The organism is Burkholderia sp. IDO3 (assembly GCF_003366075.1).
GTDB classification, from domain to species: domain Bacteria; phylum Pseudomonadota; class Gammaproteobacteria; order Burkholderiales; family Burkholderiaceae; genus Burkholderia; species Burkholderia anthina.
Genome location: NZ_CP028963.1, coordinates 3,307,524 through 3,321,675 on the forward strand (window position 1 = coordinate 3,307,524; position 14,152 = coordinate 3,321,675).

Consider the following 14,152-nt stretch of genomic DNA (forward strand, 5'->3'; position numbering starts at 1 on the left):
CGCCGGCAGGCCGGCGTTTCCGGCCGCCACCAACGAAGCCTTCTACCAGCATGCTGCCAGCACACAAACAGACCCTCGAAGCCCTGCTCGCGGATAGCGTCACGCAGGTCGCACACGCGCTGAAAGGCGCCGACACCGCCTTCGCGGCCCCCGTCATCACGCTGGAGCGCCCGAAGGCCGCCGCGCACGGCGACGTCGCGTGCAACGTCGCGATGCAGCTCGCCAAGCCGCTCGGCACGAACCCGCGCCAGCTCGCCGAACGGATCGTCGCCGCGCTCACGGCCCAGCCGGCCGCGCAAGGGCTCGTCGAGGCCGCCGAAATCGCCGGCCCCGGCTTCATCAACCTGCGCCTGACGGCCGCCTCGAAGCAGGCGGTGATCGCCGCCGTGTTCGACCAGGGCCGCGCGTTCGGCACGTCGGACCGCGAAAAAGGCAAACAAGTGTTGCTCGAATTCGTGTCGGCCAACCCGACCGGCCCGCTGCACGTCGGCCACGGCCGCCAGGCGGCGCTCGGCGACGTGCTCGCGAACGTGATCGCGAGCCAGGGCTACGCGGTGCACCGCGAGTTCTACTACAACGACGCGGGCGTGCAGATCGGCAACCTCGCGATCTCGACGCAGGCGCGCGCACGCGGCCTGAAACCGGGCGACGCGGGCTGGCCGGAAGCCGCGTACAACGGCGAATACATCGCCGACATCGCGCGCGACTACCTGAACCGCGAGACGGTCGCCGCGAAGGACGGCGAGCCGGTCACCGGCGCGGGCGACATCGAGGATCTCGACGCGATCCGCAAGTTCGCGGTCGCGTACCTGCGTCACGAGCAGGACATGGACCTGCAGGCATTCGGCGTGAAGTTCGACCAGTACTATCTCGAGTCGTCGCTGTACAGCGAAGGCCGCGTCGAGAAGACGGTCGACGCGCTGATCAAGGCCGGCATGACCTACGAGCAGGACGGCGCGCTGTGGCTGCGCACGACCGACGAAGGCGACGACAAGGATCGCGTGATGCGCAAGTCGGACGGCACGTACACGTACTTCGTGCCGGACGTCGCGTACCACGTGACGAAATGGGAGCGCGGCTTCACGAAGGTGATCAACATCCAGGGTTCGGACCACCACGGCACGATCGCGCGCGTGCGCGCCGGCCTGCAGGGGCTGCACGTCGGCATCCCGAAGGGCTATCCCGACTACGTGCTGCACAAGATGGTCACCGTGATGCGCGACGGCCAGGAAGTGAAGCTGTCGAAGCGGGCGGGCAGCTACGTGACGGTGCGCGACCTGATCGAATGGTCGGGCGGCGCGGCGCCGGGCCAGGAAACGGCGCCGGACCTGATCGACGAGGCGACCATCACGCGCGGCCGCGACGCAGTGCGCTTCTTCCTGATTTCGCGCAAGGCCGATACCGAGTTCGTCTTCGACATCGACCTCGCGCTGAAACAGAACGACGAAAACCCGGTCTATTACGTCCAGTACGCGCATGCGCGGATCTGCTCGGTGCTCAACGAACTGAAGTCGCGCTACAACGTCGACGCCTCGCAGCTGCCGGGCGCCGACCTGTCGCAGCTCACGAGCCCGCAGGCCGTGTCGCTGATGCAGAAGCTCGCCGAATATCCGGACATGCTCACGCACGCGGCAAACGAACTGGCACCGCACGCCGTCGCGTTCTATCTGCGCGATCTCGCTGGCGAATTCCACTCGTTCTACAATGCGGAGCGCGTGCTGGTCGACGACGAAGCGCCGCGCAATGCGCGCGCAGCGCTCCTCGCCGCGACCCGGCAGGTGCTCGAGAATGGTCTGGCGGTGCTCGGCGTGTCCGCGCCCGCCAAGATGTAAAGCCCGAAACGGGCAGCGAATGGCCGCAGCAGCGCCGCTGCGGCCTTTTCACGATTCTTTTTGCAGGTGACTCAAGCAATGGCACAACCACGCCGCACTTCGAAGCAATCGAAACAAGCCGGAGGGACATTTCTTGGAATCGTGCTGGGCCTGATCGTCGGCCTCGCAATCGCAGTGGTCGTGGCGCTCTATATCACGCGTTCGCCGTCGCCGTTCGTGTCGAAGGTCGCGCCGCCGCCGGCCGACAACGGCGCGAGCCAGCCGCAGCAGTTCGACCCGAACCGCGCACTGCAGGGCAAGACGCCCGGCCAGCCGGTGCCGCAGGCCGCGCAGCCCGCGCCGCCGAACACCGCGCCCGGCCAGGCCGCGAACCAGACCCAGGGCGGCCTGCTGCCCGAACCGCAAATCGTCGAAGTGCCGCCGTCGGGCAACACGAACGGCTCCAGCGGCTCGAACAGCACGAGCGGCACGAGCGCGTCGAACAATGCATCGTCGGGTAACGGCGTCGCCGTTGCGCCGAAGCCGGCCGACAACACGCCGCCGCCGAAGAAGACGCAGCAGGCGCAGCAGCAACAGCAGCAAGGCGGCGAGGACGATCTCGCACGCTTCGCGGCACAGAAGCAGGCGCAACAGGCCGCCGCGCAGAAACAGCAGCAAGCCGCCAACACGGCGAAGCCGACGTCGTCCACGACGGCCGCCGCCGCAGCGAAGCCGCCGACCGCGGCCGACGCGAACACCGGCTACTTCCTGCAGGTCGGCGCGTATAAAACGGAAGGCGACGCCGAGCAGCAACGCGCGCGCCTGGGCTTCCAGGGTTTCGAGTCGAAGGTGTCGAAGCGCGATGTCAGCGGCGTGACGTATTTCCGCGTGCGCGTCGGCCCGTTCTCGAAATTCGAGGATATGAACTCGGCCCGTCAGCGCCTGTCCGATGCAGGTGTCGACACGGCGGTGATCCGCTTCACGAAGCAGTAAGCCACCGGCCGCGCCCGCGCAGAACCCGTTACGTTCCGTAACCCGAGCAACTGATTCGACGTTCACAACATGAAAAAACTGCTTAGCACGCTTCTTCTGTCCCTGGGCCTGGCTGCCGCCGGCTTCGCCCAGGCTTCGCCCGCCGCCCCCGCCGCCGGCAAGGACTTCGAGGTGATGAAGTCGCCGCAGCCGGTGTCCGCGCCGGCCGGCAAGGTCGAGGTGATCGAGTTCTTCTGGTACGGCTGCCCGCACTGCTACGAATTCGAGCCGACGATCGAGGCCTGGGTGAAGAAGCAGGGCAACAACATCGACTTCAAGCGCGTGCCGGTGGCATTCCGCGACGATTTCATCCCGCACTCGAAGCTGTACTACGCGGTGTCGGCGCTCGGCATCTCGGAGAAGGTCACGCCGGCGATCTTCAACGCGATCCACAAGCAGAAGAACTACCTGCTGACGCCGCAGGCGCAGGCCGACTTCCTGGCGACGCAAGGCGTCGACAAGAAGCAGTTCATGGATGCCTACAACTCGTTCAGCGTGCAGGGCGAGGTGAAGCAATCGGCCGAGTTGCTGAAGAACTACGCGATCGACGGCGTGCCGACGGTTATCGTCCAGGGCAAGTACAAGACGGGCCCGGCTTACACGAACAGCATCCCGGGCACCGCACAAGTGCTCGACTATCTCGTGAAGCAGGTTCAGGACAAGAAGCTCTGATCCCCGCCCGCGCGCCGGCATGACTACTCCGCTGAAGGTCTTCATCACCGGCGCGTCGAGCGGCCTCGGCCTCGCGATGGCCGAGGAGTACGCCCGCCAGGGCGCCACACTCGCCCTCGTCGCGCGCCGCACCGATGCACTCGATGCATTCGCGCGGCGCTTCCCGAAGCTGTCCATCTCCGTCTATTGCGCCGACGTGCGCGACGCCGATGCGCTCGCCACGGCCGCCGCGTCGTTCAGCGCCGCGCACGGCTGCCCCGACGTCGTGATCGCGAACGCGGGCATCAGCCAGGGCGCCGTCACGGGCCAGGGCGATCTCGCCGCGTTCCGCGACGTGATGGACATCAACTACTACGGCATGGTCGCGACGTTCGAGCCGTTCGTCGGCCCGATGACGGCCGCGCGGCACGGCACGCTGGTCGGCGTCGCGAGCGTCGCCGGCGTGCGCGGCCTGCCCGGCTCCGGCGCGTACAGCGCGTCGAAATCGGCCGCGATCAAGTATCTCGAGGCGCTGCGCGTCGAGCTGCGCCCGGCCGGCGTCGGCGTCGTGACGATCGCGCCCGGCTACATCCGCACGCCGATGACTGCGCACAACCCGTACCGGATGCCGTTCCTGATGGACGCCGACCGCTTCGCCGCGCGCGCCGCGCGTGCGATCGCACGGCAGCACGCGTTTCGCGTGATTCCGTGGCAGATGGGCGTCGTCGCGAAGGTGCTGCACGTGCTGCCGCGCTGGCTCTACGACCGCCTGTTCGAGAAGGCACCGCGCAAGCCGAAGGCCGGCGCACACTGAGCGCAACGGGCGCGCCGAACACCCGGTGCGCCATTGTCGGCACCAGGCCGGATTCGTCCGCGCCGTCGTGCCGTGCCGAAGCGGCGCGCTGCCGCCTTCCAGCCGCACGCAATCGTCGCTCGATGATGTGGCGACCGTGGCGATTTCTCCGCTCCGCATCGATCCTGCTCGTCGCCACTGACGCCCGCCGCACTGGCCGATCCGCCGTCGCTCGGTGATGCGGCGACCCCGGCGATTTCACCGCCCCGCATCGCTCCCGCTCGTCGCCACTGACGCCCGCCGCACTGGCCGATCCGCCGTCGCTCGGTGATGCGGCGATCCCGACGATTTCGCCGCCCCCGCATTGATCCCGCTCGTCGCCGCTAACACCCACCGCGTTGGCCGATCAGCCGGCGCTCACCGCTCCGCCGCACCCGCATCCGCCTTCATCCCGCCGCCCCAGCACGCATTCCGCCGCGAACGCAGCCGTTTCTCGGTCAATTCGCCGCGTTCAGGCGCCTTTTTCCACGCGTCGCGCGCTTTGACGGTATGCTATTCGCCAGCCGCGCCGGCCCCGCCCGCTTCCTGGCCGCGCCCGCATCCCGTCACCCAGCAAAAAACACAAGCCACGTGGGAGATCCTATGCACGTCAAGCTGTTCGCCGCGGCCGCGGTCGCCGCCGCCCTCGCCACTCCCGGCCTCGCCGCCGCGAAGCCGCTCACCGTCTGCACGGAATCGAGCCCGGACGGCTTCGACGTCGTGCAGTACAACTCGCTCGTCACGACCAACGCATCGGCCGACGTGATCTTCAACACGCTCGTGTCGTACGACGAAGCCGCGAAGAAGGTCGTGCCCGCGCTCGCCGACAAATGGGACGCCAGCGCCGACGGCCTGACGTACACGTTCCACCTGCGCCCGAACGTCGCCTTCCAGACCACCGACTACTTCAAGCCGGGCCGCCCGCTGAACGCGGACGACGTCGTGTTCACGTTCACGCGGATGCTCGACGATTCGAACCCGTGGCACAAGGTCGCCGGCGCGAGCGGCTTCCCGCACGCGCAGTCGATGGGCCTCGTGAAGCTCGTGAAGTCGGTCACGAAGGTCGACGACAACACGGTGAAGTTCGTGCTGAACGAGCCGAACGCGACGTTCGTGCCGATCCTGACGATGGGCTTCGCGTCGATCTACTCGTCCGAATACGCGGACCAGTTGCTGAAGGCCGGCAAGCAGGCCGACCTGAACGCGAAACCGATCGGCACGGGCCCGTTCGTGCTGAAGAGCTACACGAAGGACGCGCTGATCCGTTACGACGTGAACCCGACCTACTGGGGCACGAAGCCGAAGGTCGACCGGCTGATCTACGCGATCACGCCCGACGCGTCGGTGCGCATGCAGAAGGTGAAGGCCGGCGAATGCCAGATCGCGCTGTCGCCGAAGCCGCAGGACGTGCTCGCCGCGAAGGGCGAAAGCGCGCTGAAGGTCGTGCAGACGCCCGCGTTCATGACCGCGTTCGTCGCGCTGAACACGCAGAAGAAGCCGCTCGACAACGAGAAGGTGCGCGAAGCGCTGAACCTCGCATTCGATCGCTCGACCTACCTGAAGGTCGTGTTCGACAACACGGCGACGCCCGCGAACAACCCGTATCCGCCGAACACGTGGAGCTACGCGAAGGACATCGCGCCGTATTCGTACGATCCCGCGAAGGCAAAGCAGCTGCTCGCGCAGGCCGGCTTCCCGAACGGCTTCTCGACGACGATCTGGACGCGCCCGACCGGCAGCGTGCTGAACCCGAACCCGAAGGCCGGCGCGGAACTGCTGCAGGCCGACCTCGCGAAGATCGGCGTGAAGGCCGAAGTAAAGGTGATCGAATGGGGCGAACTGATCAAGCAGGCGAAGCTCGGCCAGCATGACATGCTGTTCATGGGCTGGGCCGGCGACAACGGCGATCCGGACAACTATCTGTCGCCGCTGTTCAGCTGCAATGCGGTGAAATCGGGCATCAACTTCGCGCGCTTCTGCGACGCGCAGCTCGACAAGCTGATCACCGACGGCAAGTCGACCGCCGATCAGGCGAAGCGCGCGAAGCTGTACGAAACGGCGCAGAAGATCATCCACGACCAGGCCCTGTGGATTCCGCTCGGCTACCCGACCGCGGCGGCGCTCACGCGCCCGAACGTGAGCGGCTATCACGTCAGCCCGTTCGGCCGTCAGAACTTCACGACGGTCTCCGTGCAGTAACCGCGCGTGGCGCGCAAGCGACGGCGCGTTCGCCCGTCGCTTGCAGCCCGTGCGCCGCGTTGCATCACGTTTCGCAATGGCAGCGCGACGGGTGGCATGACGAACCCGTCGCGTGATTGGCGCTTACGATCGCGCCTCCGTTCACGCGCCGCCCGAATCGACGAATTGCCGCCTGAAGAGCCGCTCCGATTCCCGCAAGCCTTCATCCGTCAGGATGACGGATTTCGTCTTGTTGACCGGGTCGCCGATCAGACCGCGCTCGTGCAACCGATTCAGCGCATCCCAATCAAAGCTTTTCCACGCGCGATTGCCGTCATGTAGCGTCAGATGCAAGAGCGCGAGCACGGCGTCGTCGACTGCCTGCAGATCGACATTCATTTCCATGCCGTCCTCTCCTTGTCAGCCGGATCACGCGTCGAGCTTCTCGAGCAGCTTGATGAAATTGCGCTTCGCACGATAGGTCTTGCGAATGGCGTCGAGCTCCACGTCGAATGCCGCCTGCTGACGATGCGCAGCCCGCAGCGAGCGGATTTCACGCACGACGCCGAACGCCTCGTCGTATCGCGCACTGCGCGCGCCATGGTCGAGCGCGAACGGCAGATACCGGTGATACAGCGCGATCGCCTCCTCGGGATGCGTCCTCGCCCGCGCAGCGGCCACCGTCGGCCACACGAGGGTGTCGACCGGGCCGCCCTGAAACGCGTCCCACGCGGCGGCGGCGTCCTGCTCCGCGAGCAAGAGCTTCACCAGCTCGGTGCGCGGCGGCGGCTCCCAGCGCCGCGCACCGGTGCCGGGCCGCCCCGCCGCTTCGCGCTCGCGGGCAAGAGACTGCAGATGGGAGATCGCGCGCGCCTTCACGGTAGCGTCTCGCCCCGTCCGCTTCGCGACCTTCCTCAATACACGGAATGCGTCGGCCGTTGGATGGCCCGCGAAGCGCTCCCACGCGAGCGCGTCCGCCCGATCGAACGCGCGCCGCCGCAAATGCTCGTTGATGCAGAAGCCCATCAGCCGATCGTCGTGCCGGTCCTTCATCTCGCGCATTCCGCGTTCGGCCCATGCCAGCCCTTCGTCGAAACGCTTGTGCTCAGCGCACAGCTCCGCGATCTGCGCATACCGGTACGACGCCGACAGGTCCGTCGACCAGATGCGTATCAGCGCGTCGACGTCGCCGTCGTGTTTCGCGAGCGTCTCCATCGCATGCTCGAGATTGTGGCGCACCACGTCATGCGCGTACTCGTCGCGCTTGTTCAGCGGCCGCGCGGGCAGCACGGCCCAATTTTCCTCGACGCGTTCCCGATAGCGGCCCAATCCCGCGTCGCCCAGCACCTCCGTGTAGGCCGGCAGTACATCACGGAACGTATCCCACTGGCCGGCGGCCTGCAGGCGAAACAGTCGGTCCGCCAGCTTCATCGGATCCGGCCGTGTCTGAATGCATGCATCGAGGTGCAGAGCCGCCAGTTCGCCGATTCCGGGTGCAACGCTACCGTCCGAGTCGTCGATCTGTTCGAGGCTCGCTTCCGCATCGGCAATCGCGAGTTCGGCCAGTTCGACGACCTGCATCGCATGAGGACCGGCCAACTGTCGCCGCAGCATGTCTGCAAGCTCGAACAGCCGCTCTCCAAACACGTGCGCCTCGTCCCAGGCGAGCGGCCGCGACACGCGGGCCATTTGCCGGACGGCGGCGCGCAGGCTCGCGACGTCGCCGGCCTGCGCCGCACGTGCGTCGAACAGCAGCCTGTCGCGCAACGATCGGTCGCGCTCGGCCGCGTCGAGCAGCCAGCGGCGCAGCGCCTGCTCGTCGAGCGTCTCCAGATGGTCTCGAATCAATTCCGCGTGCGTCTTGCGCTTGCGCCGCGGCCGCACCGGCTCGCGTTCATCGTCGTGGAAAACCTCGTCGCCTCTGTTCTCCAGCCATGACAGCGCGACCGCCACCGCATGCTTGCAGAACGCGCCGTCGTCGCCGACCGGGCAATTGCAAGCGTAGTGCAGCGTATCGTCGTTGCCGACCGCGAATTCGACGCAATAGCGATACGTACCACGCACGGTCGCCGACAGCTCGCCATCGCGCTCGATCAATCGCGAAACCGCGCCGTCGCGATGGTAGGTTCGGCCGCGCTCGAAGGATTTCGCGTCGGCCAGTGTCCGGATCGCCGGGAGCGTGATGAGGTCGGAGAGACTGACATTGCGTGGCATGGATCGTATGGCAATCGGGGAGGAAACAACGGCGACCGGGGAAGTCAGGCCCGCGCGTAGCGAATCACGCCGTCTTCGCCGTGCTCGCGCACGAGTTCGCCCGCGAGCCACAGCAGGTTCAGGTGGGCGAGCGCCTCGCCGAGCGCGAACGTCATCTGGTGGATGTCGAGCTCGCGGCGGCGGAACATGATCGGCACGATGTCGGCCGCGCTCGCCGGCTTCTCCGCGCACGCGACACGCACTTCGTCGAGCCGCGCGTCGTGGTGGGCGCGCAGTTGCGCGATGCGCGTGCGCACGCCGCGGAACGGCTTGCCGTGCGACGGCAGCACGAGCGTGTCGGGCGCCATCGTCTCGTAGCGGCCGAGCGATTCCAGATACAGCGCGAGCGGGTTCGCTTCCGGTTCGAGATCGAACACGGACACGTTCGTCGAAATACGCGGCAGCACCATGTCGCCGGAGATCAGCACGCCGTCCGCTTCGCTGTGGAGCGCGCAGTGCTCAGGCGAATGGCCGTAGCCGGTGACGACGCGCCACGTGCGTGCGCCGATCTTCACCGTATCGCCTTCGCGCAGGCGCCGGTAGCGCGGCGGCACGGCCGGCACGAGATCCGCGTAGTAGCTGCGGCGGCTGCGCAGCTTGTCGAGCGCGACGGGATCGGTCAGCCCGTGACGCGCGAAGTGATCGGCCGCGGCCGCGCCGCCCGCGTTCGAGCCGTTGCCGGCCGCCATCAGGCAGCCGAACATGTATTCGCCGAGCGTCATCCACAGCCGCACGTTCCAGCGGCCCTTGTCGCCGCCCTCGCACAGCCAGTTCGCGAGACCGAAGTGATCGGGGTGGCAGTGCGTGACCAGCACGCGCAGCACCGGCAGCCCGTCGAGATGCCGGTCGAAGATCTGTTCCCAGTGCGTGCGGATCGCGTCCGACGAGATCCCGCAGTCGACGACCGTCCAGCCGGCCTGCCCGTCGATCTCGTCGCGCAGCAGCCAGAGATTGATGTGGTCGAGCGAGAACGGCAGCGGCATGCGCAGCCAGCGCACGCCGGGCGCGACCTCGAACGTGTCGCCCGCGGCGGGCAGCGTGTCGGCGAAGGGATAGTCGAGTTGGTGTTCCAGTGCGTTCATCGGTGGGGCGTCTCGTCGTTATCGTTGCGGTACGGTTGCCGATGCGGATGCGAAAGCGCCGCCGCGGGCATCGCGTCGATTCTATCGCCGTCGTGCGAAACGCGTGCCCGGCACGCGCTCGCCGGTCGAAAAAAGTTCGTGCCAGAATCGGTTCCGTACCCGTATCTTTACGCGAAGATGCACCGAACGGCACTCAACGGCGAATAACCTGCACATTGACGACGCTCGGTGCCGCACCGCGAAAGTCATTGAATCGCCGACTTGGGCGCTAAAATGGCGACTGCTTACAGCCCCTCTTGAACGAGCCTGCACGCAATGAATCACTTCCCCAAGCTGCTGTCGTCGCAGATCGGTTTCGACGTCGCCCAGACGATGCTCGAATACTTCGACCGCCACTACCGGATCTTCCGGGAGGCTGCCGTCGAAGCGAAGACGCTATACGAGCGCACCGACTGGCACGGGCTGCAGCGGCTGGCGCGCGAGCGGATCACGTCGTACGACGATCGCGTGAAGGAATGCGTCGAGGTGCTGCAGGATGAATACGACGCGGAAGACATCGACGACGAGGTCTGGCAGCAGATCAAGCTGCACTACATCGGCCTGCTCACGTCGCACCGGCAGCCCGAATGCGCGGAAACGTTCTTCAATTCGGTGTGCTGCAAGATCCTGCACCGCTCGTATTTCAGCAACGATTTCATCTTCGTTCGGCCCGCGATCTCGACCGAATATCTCGAGAACGACGAGCCGGCCGCGAAGCCGACCTACCGCGCGTACTACCCGGCCACCGACGGGCTCGCGGCCACGCTCGAGCGCATCGTCACGAACTTCCAGCTGGAGCCGCCGTTCGAGGATCTCGCGCGCGACATCGGCTGCGTGATGCAGGCGATCACCGACGAATTCGGCCAGTTCGAAGCAGCGCCGAATTTCCAGATCCACGTGCTGTCGTCGCTGTTCTTCCGCAACAAGAGCGCGTACATCGTCGGCCGCATCATCAACGCCGATCGCGTGCTGCCGTTCGCGGTGCCGATCCGGCACGTGCGGCCGGGCGTGCTCGCGCTCGACTCCGTGCTGCTGCGCCGCGACCAGCTGCAAATCGTCTTCAGCTTCTCGCACTCGTATTTCCTCGTCGACATGGGCGTGCCGTCCGCGTACGTGGATTTCCTCTGCACGATCATGCCGGGCAAGCCGAAGGCCGAGATCTACACGTCGGTCGGGCTGCAGAAGCAGGGCAAGAACCTGTTCTACCGCGACCTGCTGCACCATCTGTCGCACTCGAGCGACCGCTTCATCATCGCGCCCGGGATCAAGGGCCTCGTGATGCTCGTGTTCACGCTGCCGTCGTTCCCGTACGTGTTCAAGATCATCAAGGATCACTTCCCGCCGCCGAAGGAAACGACGCGCGCGCAGATCATGGAGAAGTACCAGCTCGTGAAGCGCCACGACCGCCTCGGACGGATGGCCGACACGCTCGAATATTCGAGCGTCGCGCTGCCGATCGCGCGGCTCGACCATGCGCTCGTGCGCGAACTGGAGAAGGAAGTGCCGTCGCTGCTCGAATACGAGGACGGCAACCTCGTGATCAGGCACCTGTACATCGAGCGCCGGATGACGCCGCTGAACCTGTTCCTGCAGAACGGCACCGACGAGGACATCGAGCACGGCGTGAAGGAGTACGGCAACGCGGTGAAGGAATTGATGAAGGCCAACATCTTCCCCGGCGACATGCTGTACAAGAATTTCGGCGTCACGCGCCACGGCCGCGTCGTGTTCTACGACTACGACGAAATCGAATACCTGACCGACTGCAACGTGCGGCGCGTGCCGCCGCCGCGCAACGAAGAAGACGAACTGTCCGGCGAACCGTGGTATACCGTCGGCCCGCACGACATCTTTCCGGAAACCTACGGACCGTTCCTGCTCGGCGACCCGCGCGTGCGCTCGGTGTTCATGAAGCATCACGCGGACTTTTTCGAACCCGCGCTGTGGCAGGCGAGCAAGGACAAGCTGCTGCAGGGCGAGTTGCCCGATTTTTACCCGTACGACGTATCGATACGCTTTCGTGTGCGCTATCCCGCGCGCTTCGACGCGACGGACGCCCGTGACGGCGAAGGCGACGCGCAGCGCGCCGCCTGACGCCCGAGCACCTCGAACCCGTTATCGCCCCGATTTCCGCCAACGGAATCCACACCGATGAATATCCAAGACAATCCGCTTTCTCACCTGTTCGACAACAACGACGCCTGGGTCAAGCGCCAGCTCGCCGACGATCCGGATTTCTTCGCGCGTCTGGCCGACCAGCAAGCGCCGGAATATCTGTGGATCGGCTGCTCGGATTCGCGCGTGCCCGCGAACCAGATCATCGGCCTGCCGCCGGGCGAAGTGTTCGTTCACCGTAACATCGCGAACGTCGTCGTGCACAGCGACCTGAACTGCCTGTCGGTGATCCAGTTCGCGGTCGACATCCTGCGCGTGAAGCACATCATGGTCGTCGGCCACTACGGCTGCTCGGGCGTGAACGCAGCGCTGCACAACCGGCGCGTCGGCCTCGCCGACAACTGGCTGCACCACGTGCAGGACGTGCGCGAGCGTCACGCGGCGCTGCTCGACGAATGGCCGGTCGGCGAAGCGCGCTATCGCCGCCTGATCGAACTGAATTCGATCGAGCAGGTGGTCAACGTGTGCCGCACGACGATCGTCAACGACGCGTGGGCGCGCGGCCAGTCGCTCACCGTGCACGGGCTCGTGTACGGCGTACACGACGGGCGCATGCGCAACCTCGGGATGGCCGTGTCGCGCTTCGACGCGCTCGACGCGACCTACCGGCGCTGCGTCGCGGCGCTCACCGCGCGCGGCCAGCATGCGCCCGACAACGACATGGTCGCCGCGGACGCGGCACGGCTCGACGGCGTCGCGCAGGCGGTCGCCGATACGCTGAAGCCGTGCGACGACGCGAAGTAACCGGCGCGGACGCCGGTGCGGCGCGATGCGCCGCCCGCTTCCGGCAGTCGACGCCGCATGCCCCGGCGTGGCGATCCCCGCGGGCACGAACTGATCTGACACCGGCACCGCCGCCTCGGCGGTGCAACGAAAAGGAGCGGCGAACATGAAAACCGTACTGATCGTCGGCGCGTCGCGCGGCCTGGGGCGCGAATTCGTCCGGCAATACCGGCGCGACGGCTGGAACGTGATCGCCACCGCGCGCGACGACGCGTCGCTCGCCGCGCTGCGCGAGCTCGGCGCGCACGCGCATGCGCTCGACATCGCGCAGCCCGAGCAGATCGCGGCGCTCGGCTGGAAGCTCGACGGCGAACGGCTCGACGCGGCGGTGGTCGTGTCCGGCGTCTACGGGCCGCGCACCGAAGGCGTCGAAACGATCGTCGCCGAGGATTTCGACGCGGTCATGCATACGAACGTGCGCGGGCCGATGCAGTTGCTGCCGATCCTGCTGCCGCTCGTCGAGGACGCGCGCGGCGTGCTGGCCGTCATGTCGAGCCGGATGGGCAGCATCGCCGAGGCGACCGGCACGACCGGCTGGCTGTATCGCGCGAGCAAGGCCGCGCTGAACGACGTGCTCCGCATCGCGTCGCTGCAGACGCGCCACGCCGCGTGCATCTCGCTGCATCCGGGCTGGGTGCGCACCGACATGGGCGGCTCGCAGGCCGCGATCGATCCGGAAACGAGCGTGACCGGCATGCGCCGCGTGATCGCCGAAGCCGGCGCGGACATCTCGCAGGCCAACGGCCGATTCTTCCAGTACGACGGCGTCGAGCTGAGCTGGTAAGCCGGATTCACAACCCGGCGTCGTTAATTCACGATTCGCATGACTTCGAACCGACCTGACGCGTGCCCGTGCGGCGGCGCGTCCCCCGCGCCCGCCGGCAAAGCGCCGGCCCCGCGCTATGCGGCCTGCTGCGGCCGCTTCATCGACGGCGGCGAAGCCGCACCCACCGCGCTCGAATTGATGCGCTCGCGGTACAGCGCGTACGTGCTCGGCGCGACCGGCTACCTGCGCGCGACCTGGGCCGCGCGCACCTGCCCGGCCGATCTCGATGCCGACCCCGATGCGCCCGACGCACCGCGCTGGCTCGGCCTCGCCGTCAAGCGTCATGCGCCGCTCGACGAACGGCACGCGGAGGTCGAATTCGTGGCCCGCTACAAGGTCGGCGGACGCGCATACCGGCTTCATGAAACCAGCCGTTTCGAGCGCGACGAGCAGGGTTTCTGGCGCTATGTCGACGGCGAAGTAAGTGAACGCTGACAAATAGTTGCTGTGTCAGACGCCGGGTAATTCCCGCATTGCACAACCCGAATTT

General features: G+C 66.8%; 12 protein-coding genes. 9 read left to right on the forward strand and 3 right to left on the reverse strand.

Features of this window, described 5'->3' with window-relative positions:
* The first annotated feature begins 50 nt into the window (after positions 1–50).
* The 5 genes from argS (at position 51) to DCN14_RS30245 (ending at position 6,525) form a co-directional block, all read left to right on the forward strand.
* Positions 51–1,832: an arginine--tRNA ligase gene (gene argS, locus DCN14_RS30225; RefSeq protein ID WP_096508236.1), complete on the forward strand. Its 1,782-nt coding sequence runs from the start codon at positions 51–53 to the stop codon at positions 1,830–1,832.
* Positions 1,833–1,910: 78 nt separating this feature from the next.
* On the forward strand, positions 1,911–2,804 hold the full coding sequence (locus DCN14_RS30230; RefSeq protein WP_096508237.1) for an SPOR domain-containing protein: 894 nt from the start codon (positions 1,911–1,913) through the stop codon (positions 2,802–2,804).
* A 69-nt stretch (positions 2,805–2,873) separates the two neighbouring features.
* Positions 2,874–3,515: a thiol:disulfide interchange protein DsbA/DsbL gene (locus DCN14_RS30235; protein WP_096508238.1), complete on the forward strand. Its 642-nt coding sequence runs from the start codon at positions 2,874–2,876 to the stop codon at positions 3,513–3,515.
* A 19-nt stretch (positions 3,516–3,534) separates the two neighbouring features.
* Positions 3,535–4,308, forward strand: coding sequence for an SDR family oxidoreductase (locus tag DCN14_RS30240; RefSeq protein ID WP_096508239.1), 774 nt, complete (start codon positions 3,535–3,537; stop codon positions 4,306–4,308).
* A 621-nt stretch (positions 4,309–4,929) separates the two neighbouring features.
* Complete coding sequence (locus tag DCN14_RS30245; protein ID WP_096508240.1) at positions 4,930–6,525, forward strand: ABC transporter substrate-binding protein; 1,596 nt, start codon at positions 4,930–4,932, stop codon at positions 6,523–6,525.
* Between the two features lie 141 nt (positions 6,526–6,666).
* Here DCN14_RS30245 and DCN14_RS30250 read toward each other — a convergent pair whose 3' ends face one another.
* From DCN14_RS30250 to DCN14_RS30260, 3 genes are read right to left on the reverse strand one after another with little or no spacing between them, the layout of a single operon-like run.
* On the reverse strand, positions 6,667–6,903 hold the full coding sequence (locus DCN14_RS30250; protein ID WP_172441948.1) for a DUF6429 family protein: 237 nt from the start codon (positions 6,901–6,903) through the stop codon (positions 6,667–6,669).
* 30 nt (positions 6,904–6,933) lie between these two features.
* Positions 6,934–8,718, reverse strand: a complete 1,785-nt coding sequence (locus DCN14_RS30255; protein WP_096508242.1) for a DUF6880 family protein — start codon at positions 8,716–8,718, stop codon at positions 6,934–6,936.
* A gap of 44 nt (positions 8,719–8,762) precedes the next feature.
* Complete coding sequence (locus DCN14_RS30260) at positions 8,763–9,839, reverse strand: MBL fold metallo-hydrolase (RefSeq protein ID WP_096508243.1); 1,077 nt, start codon at positions 9,837–9,839, stop codon at positions 8,763–8,765.
* Between the two features lie 315 nt (positions 9,840–10,154).
* On the opposite strand from DCN14_RS30260, the gene aceK reads away from it, so the two are divergent.
* The 4 genes from aceK to DCN14_RS30285 all read left to right on the forward strand — a co-directional run bounded on the left by aceK (position 10,155) and on the right by DCN14_RS30285 (position 14,097).
* Positions 10,155–11,972, forward strand: a complete 1,818-nt coding sequence (gene aceK / locus DCN14_RS30270) for a bifunctional isocitrate dehydrogenase kinase/phosphatase (protein ID WP_096508244.1) — start codon at positions 10,155–10,157, stop codon at positions 11,970–11,972.
* A gap of 57 nt (positions 11,973–12,029) precedes the next feature.
* The gene (gene can / locus DCN14_RS30275) at positions 12,030–12,797 is read left to right on the forward strand and encodes a carbonate dehydratase (protein WP_096508245.1); all 768 of its coding nucleotides are present in this window, start codon (positions 12,030–12,032) and stop codon (positions 12,795–12,797) included.
* 145 nt (positions 12,798–12,942) lie between these two features.
* Complete coding sequence (locus DCN14_RS30280) at positions 12,943–13,620, forward strand: SDR family oxidoreductase (RefSeq protein ID WP_096508246.1); 678 nt, start codon at positions 12,943–12,945, stop codon at positions 13,618–13,620.
* Between the two features lie 39 nt (positions 13,621–13,659).
* Positions 13,660–14,097 carry a YchJ family protein gene (locus tag DCN14_RS30285; protein ID WP_096508247.1) on the forward strand — a complete coding sequence of 146 codons (438 nt, stop codon included), beginning with the start codon at positions 13,660–13,662 and terminating at the stop codon, positions 14,095–14,097.
* The last annotated feature ends 55 nt before the right edge of the window (positions 14,098–14,152 follow it).

Excerpts from the sequence above, each read along its gene's own strand:
- DCN14_RS30285 (WP_096508247.1), top strand. The coding sequence starts at position 13,660 with ATGACTTCGAACCGACCTGACGCGTGCCCGTGCGGCGGCGCGTCCCCC.
- DCN14_RS30230 (WP_096508237.1), top strand. The coding sequence starts at position 1,911 with ATGGCACAACCACGCCGCACTTCGAAGCAATCGAAACAAGCCGGAGGG.
- DCN14_RS30250 (WP_172441948.1), bottom strand. The coding sequence starts at position 6,903 with ATGAATGTCGATCTGCAGGCAGTCGACGACGCCGTGCTCGCGCTCTTG.
- argS (WP_096508236.1), top strand. The coding sequence starts at position 51 with ATGCTGCCAGCACACAAACAGACCCTCGAAGCCCTGCTCGCGGATAGC.
- DCN14_RS30235 (WP_096508238.1), top strand. The coding sequence starts at position 2,874 with ATGAAAAAACTGCTTAGCACGCTTCTTCTGTCCCTGGGCCTGGCTGCC.
- DCN14_RS30280 (WP_096508246.1), top strand. The coding sequence starts at position 12,943 with ATGAAAACCGTACTGATCGTCGGCGCGTCGCGCGGCCTGGGGCGCGAA.
- DCN14_RS30245 (WP_096508240.1), top strand. The coding sequence starts at position 4,930 with ATGCACGTCAAGCTGTTCGCCGCGGCCGCGGTCGCCGCCGCCCTCGCC.
- DCN14_RS30240 (WP_096508239.1), top strand. The coding sequence starts at position 3,535 with ATGACTACTCCGCTGAAGGTCTTCATCACCGGCGCGTCGAGCGGCCTC.
- DCN14_RS30260 (WP_096508243.1), bottom strand. The coding sequence starts at position 9,839 with ATGAACGCACTGGAACACCAACTCGACTATCCCTTCGCCGACACGCTG.
- aceK (WP_096508244.1), top strand. The coding sequence starts at position 10,155 with ATGAATCACTTCCCCAAGCTGCTGTCGTCGCAGATCGGTTTCGACGTC.
- can (WP_096508245.1), top strand. The coding sequence starts at position 12,030 with ATGAATATCCAAGACAATCCGCTTTCTCACCTGTTCGACAACAACGAC.
- DCN14_RS30255 (WP_096508242.1), bottom strand. The coding sequence starts at position 8,718 with ATGCCACGCAATGTCAGTCTCTCCGACCTCATCACGCTCCCGGCGATC.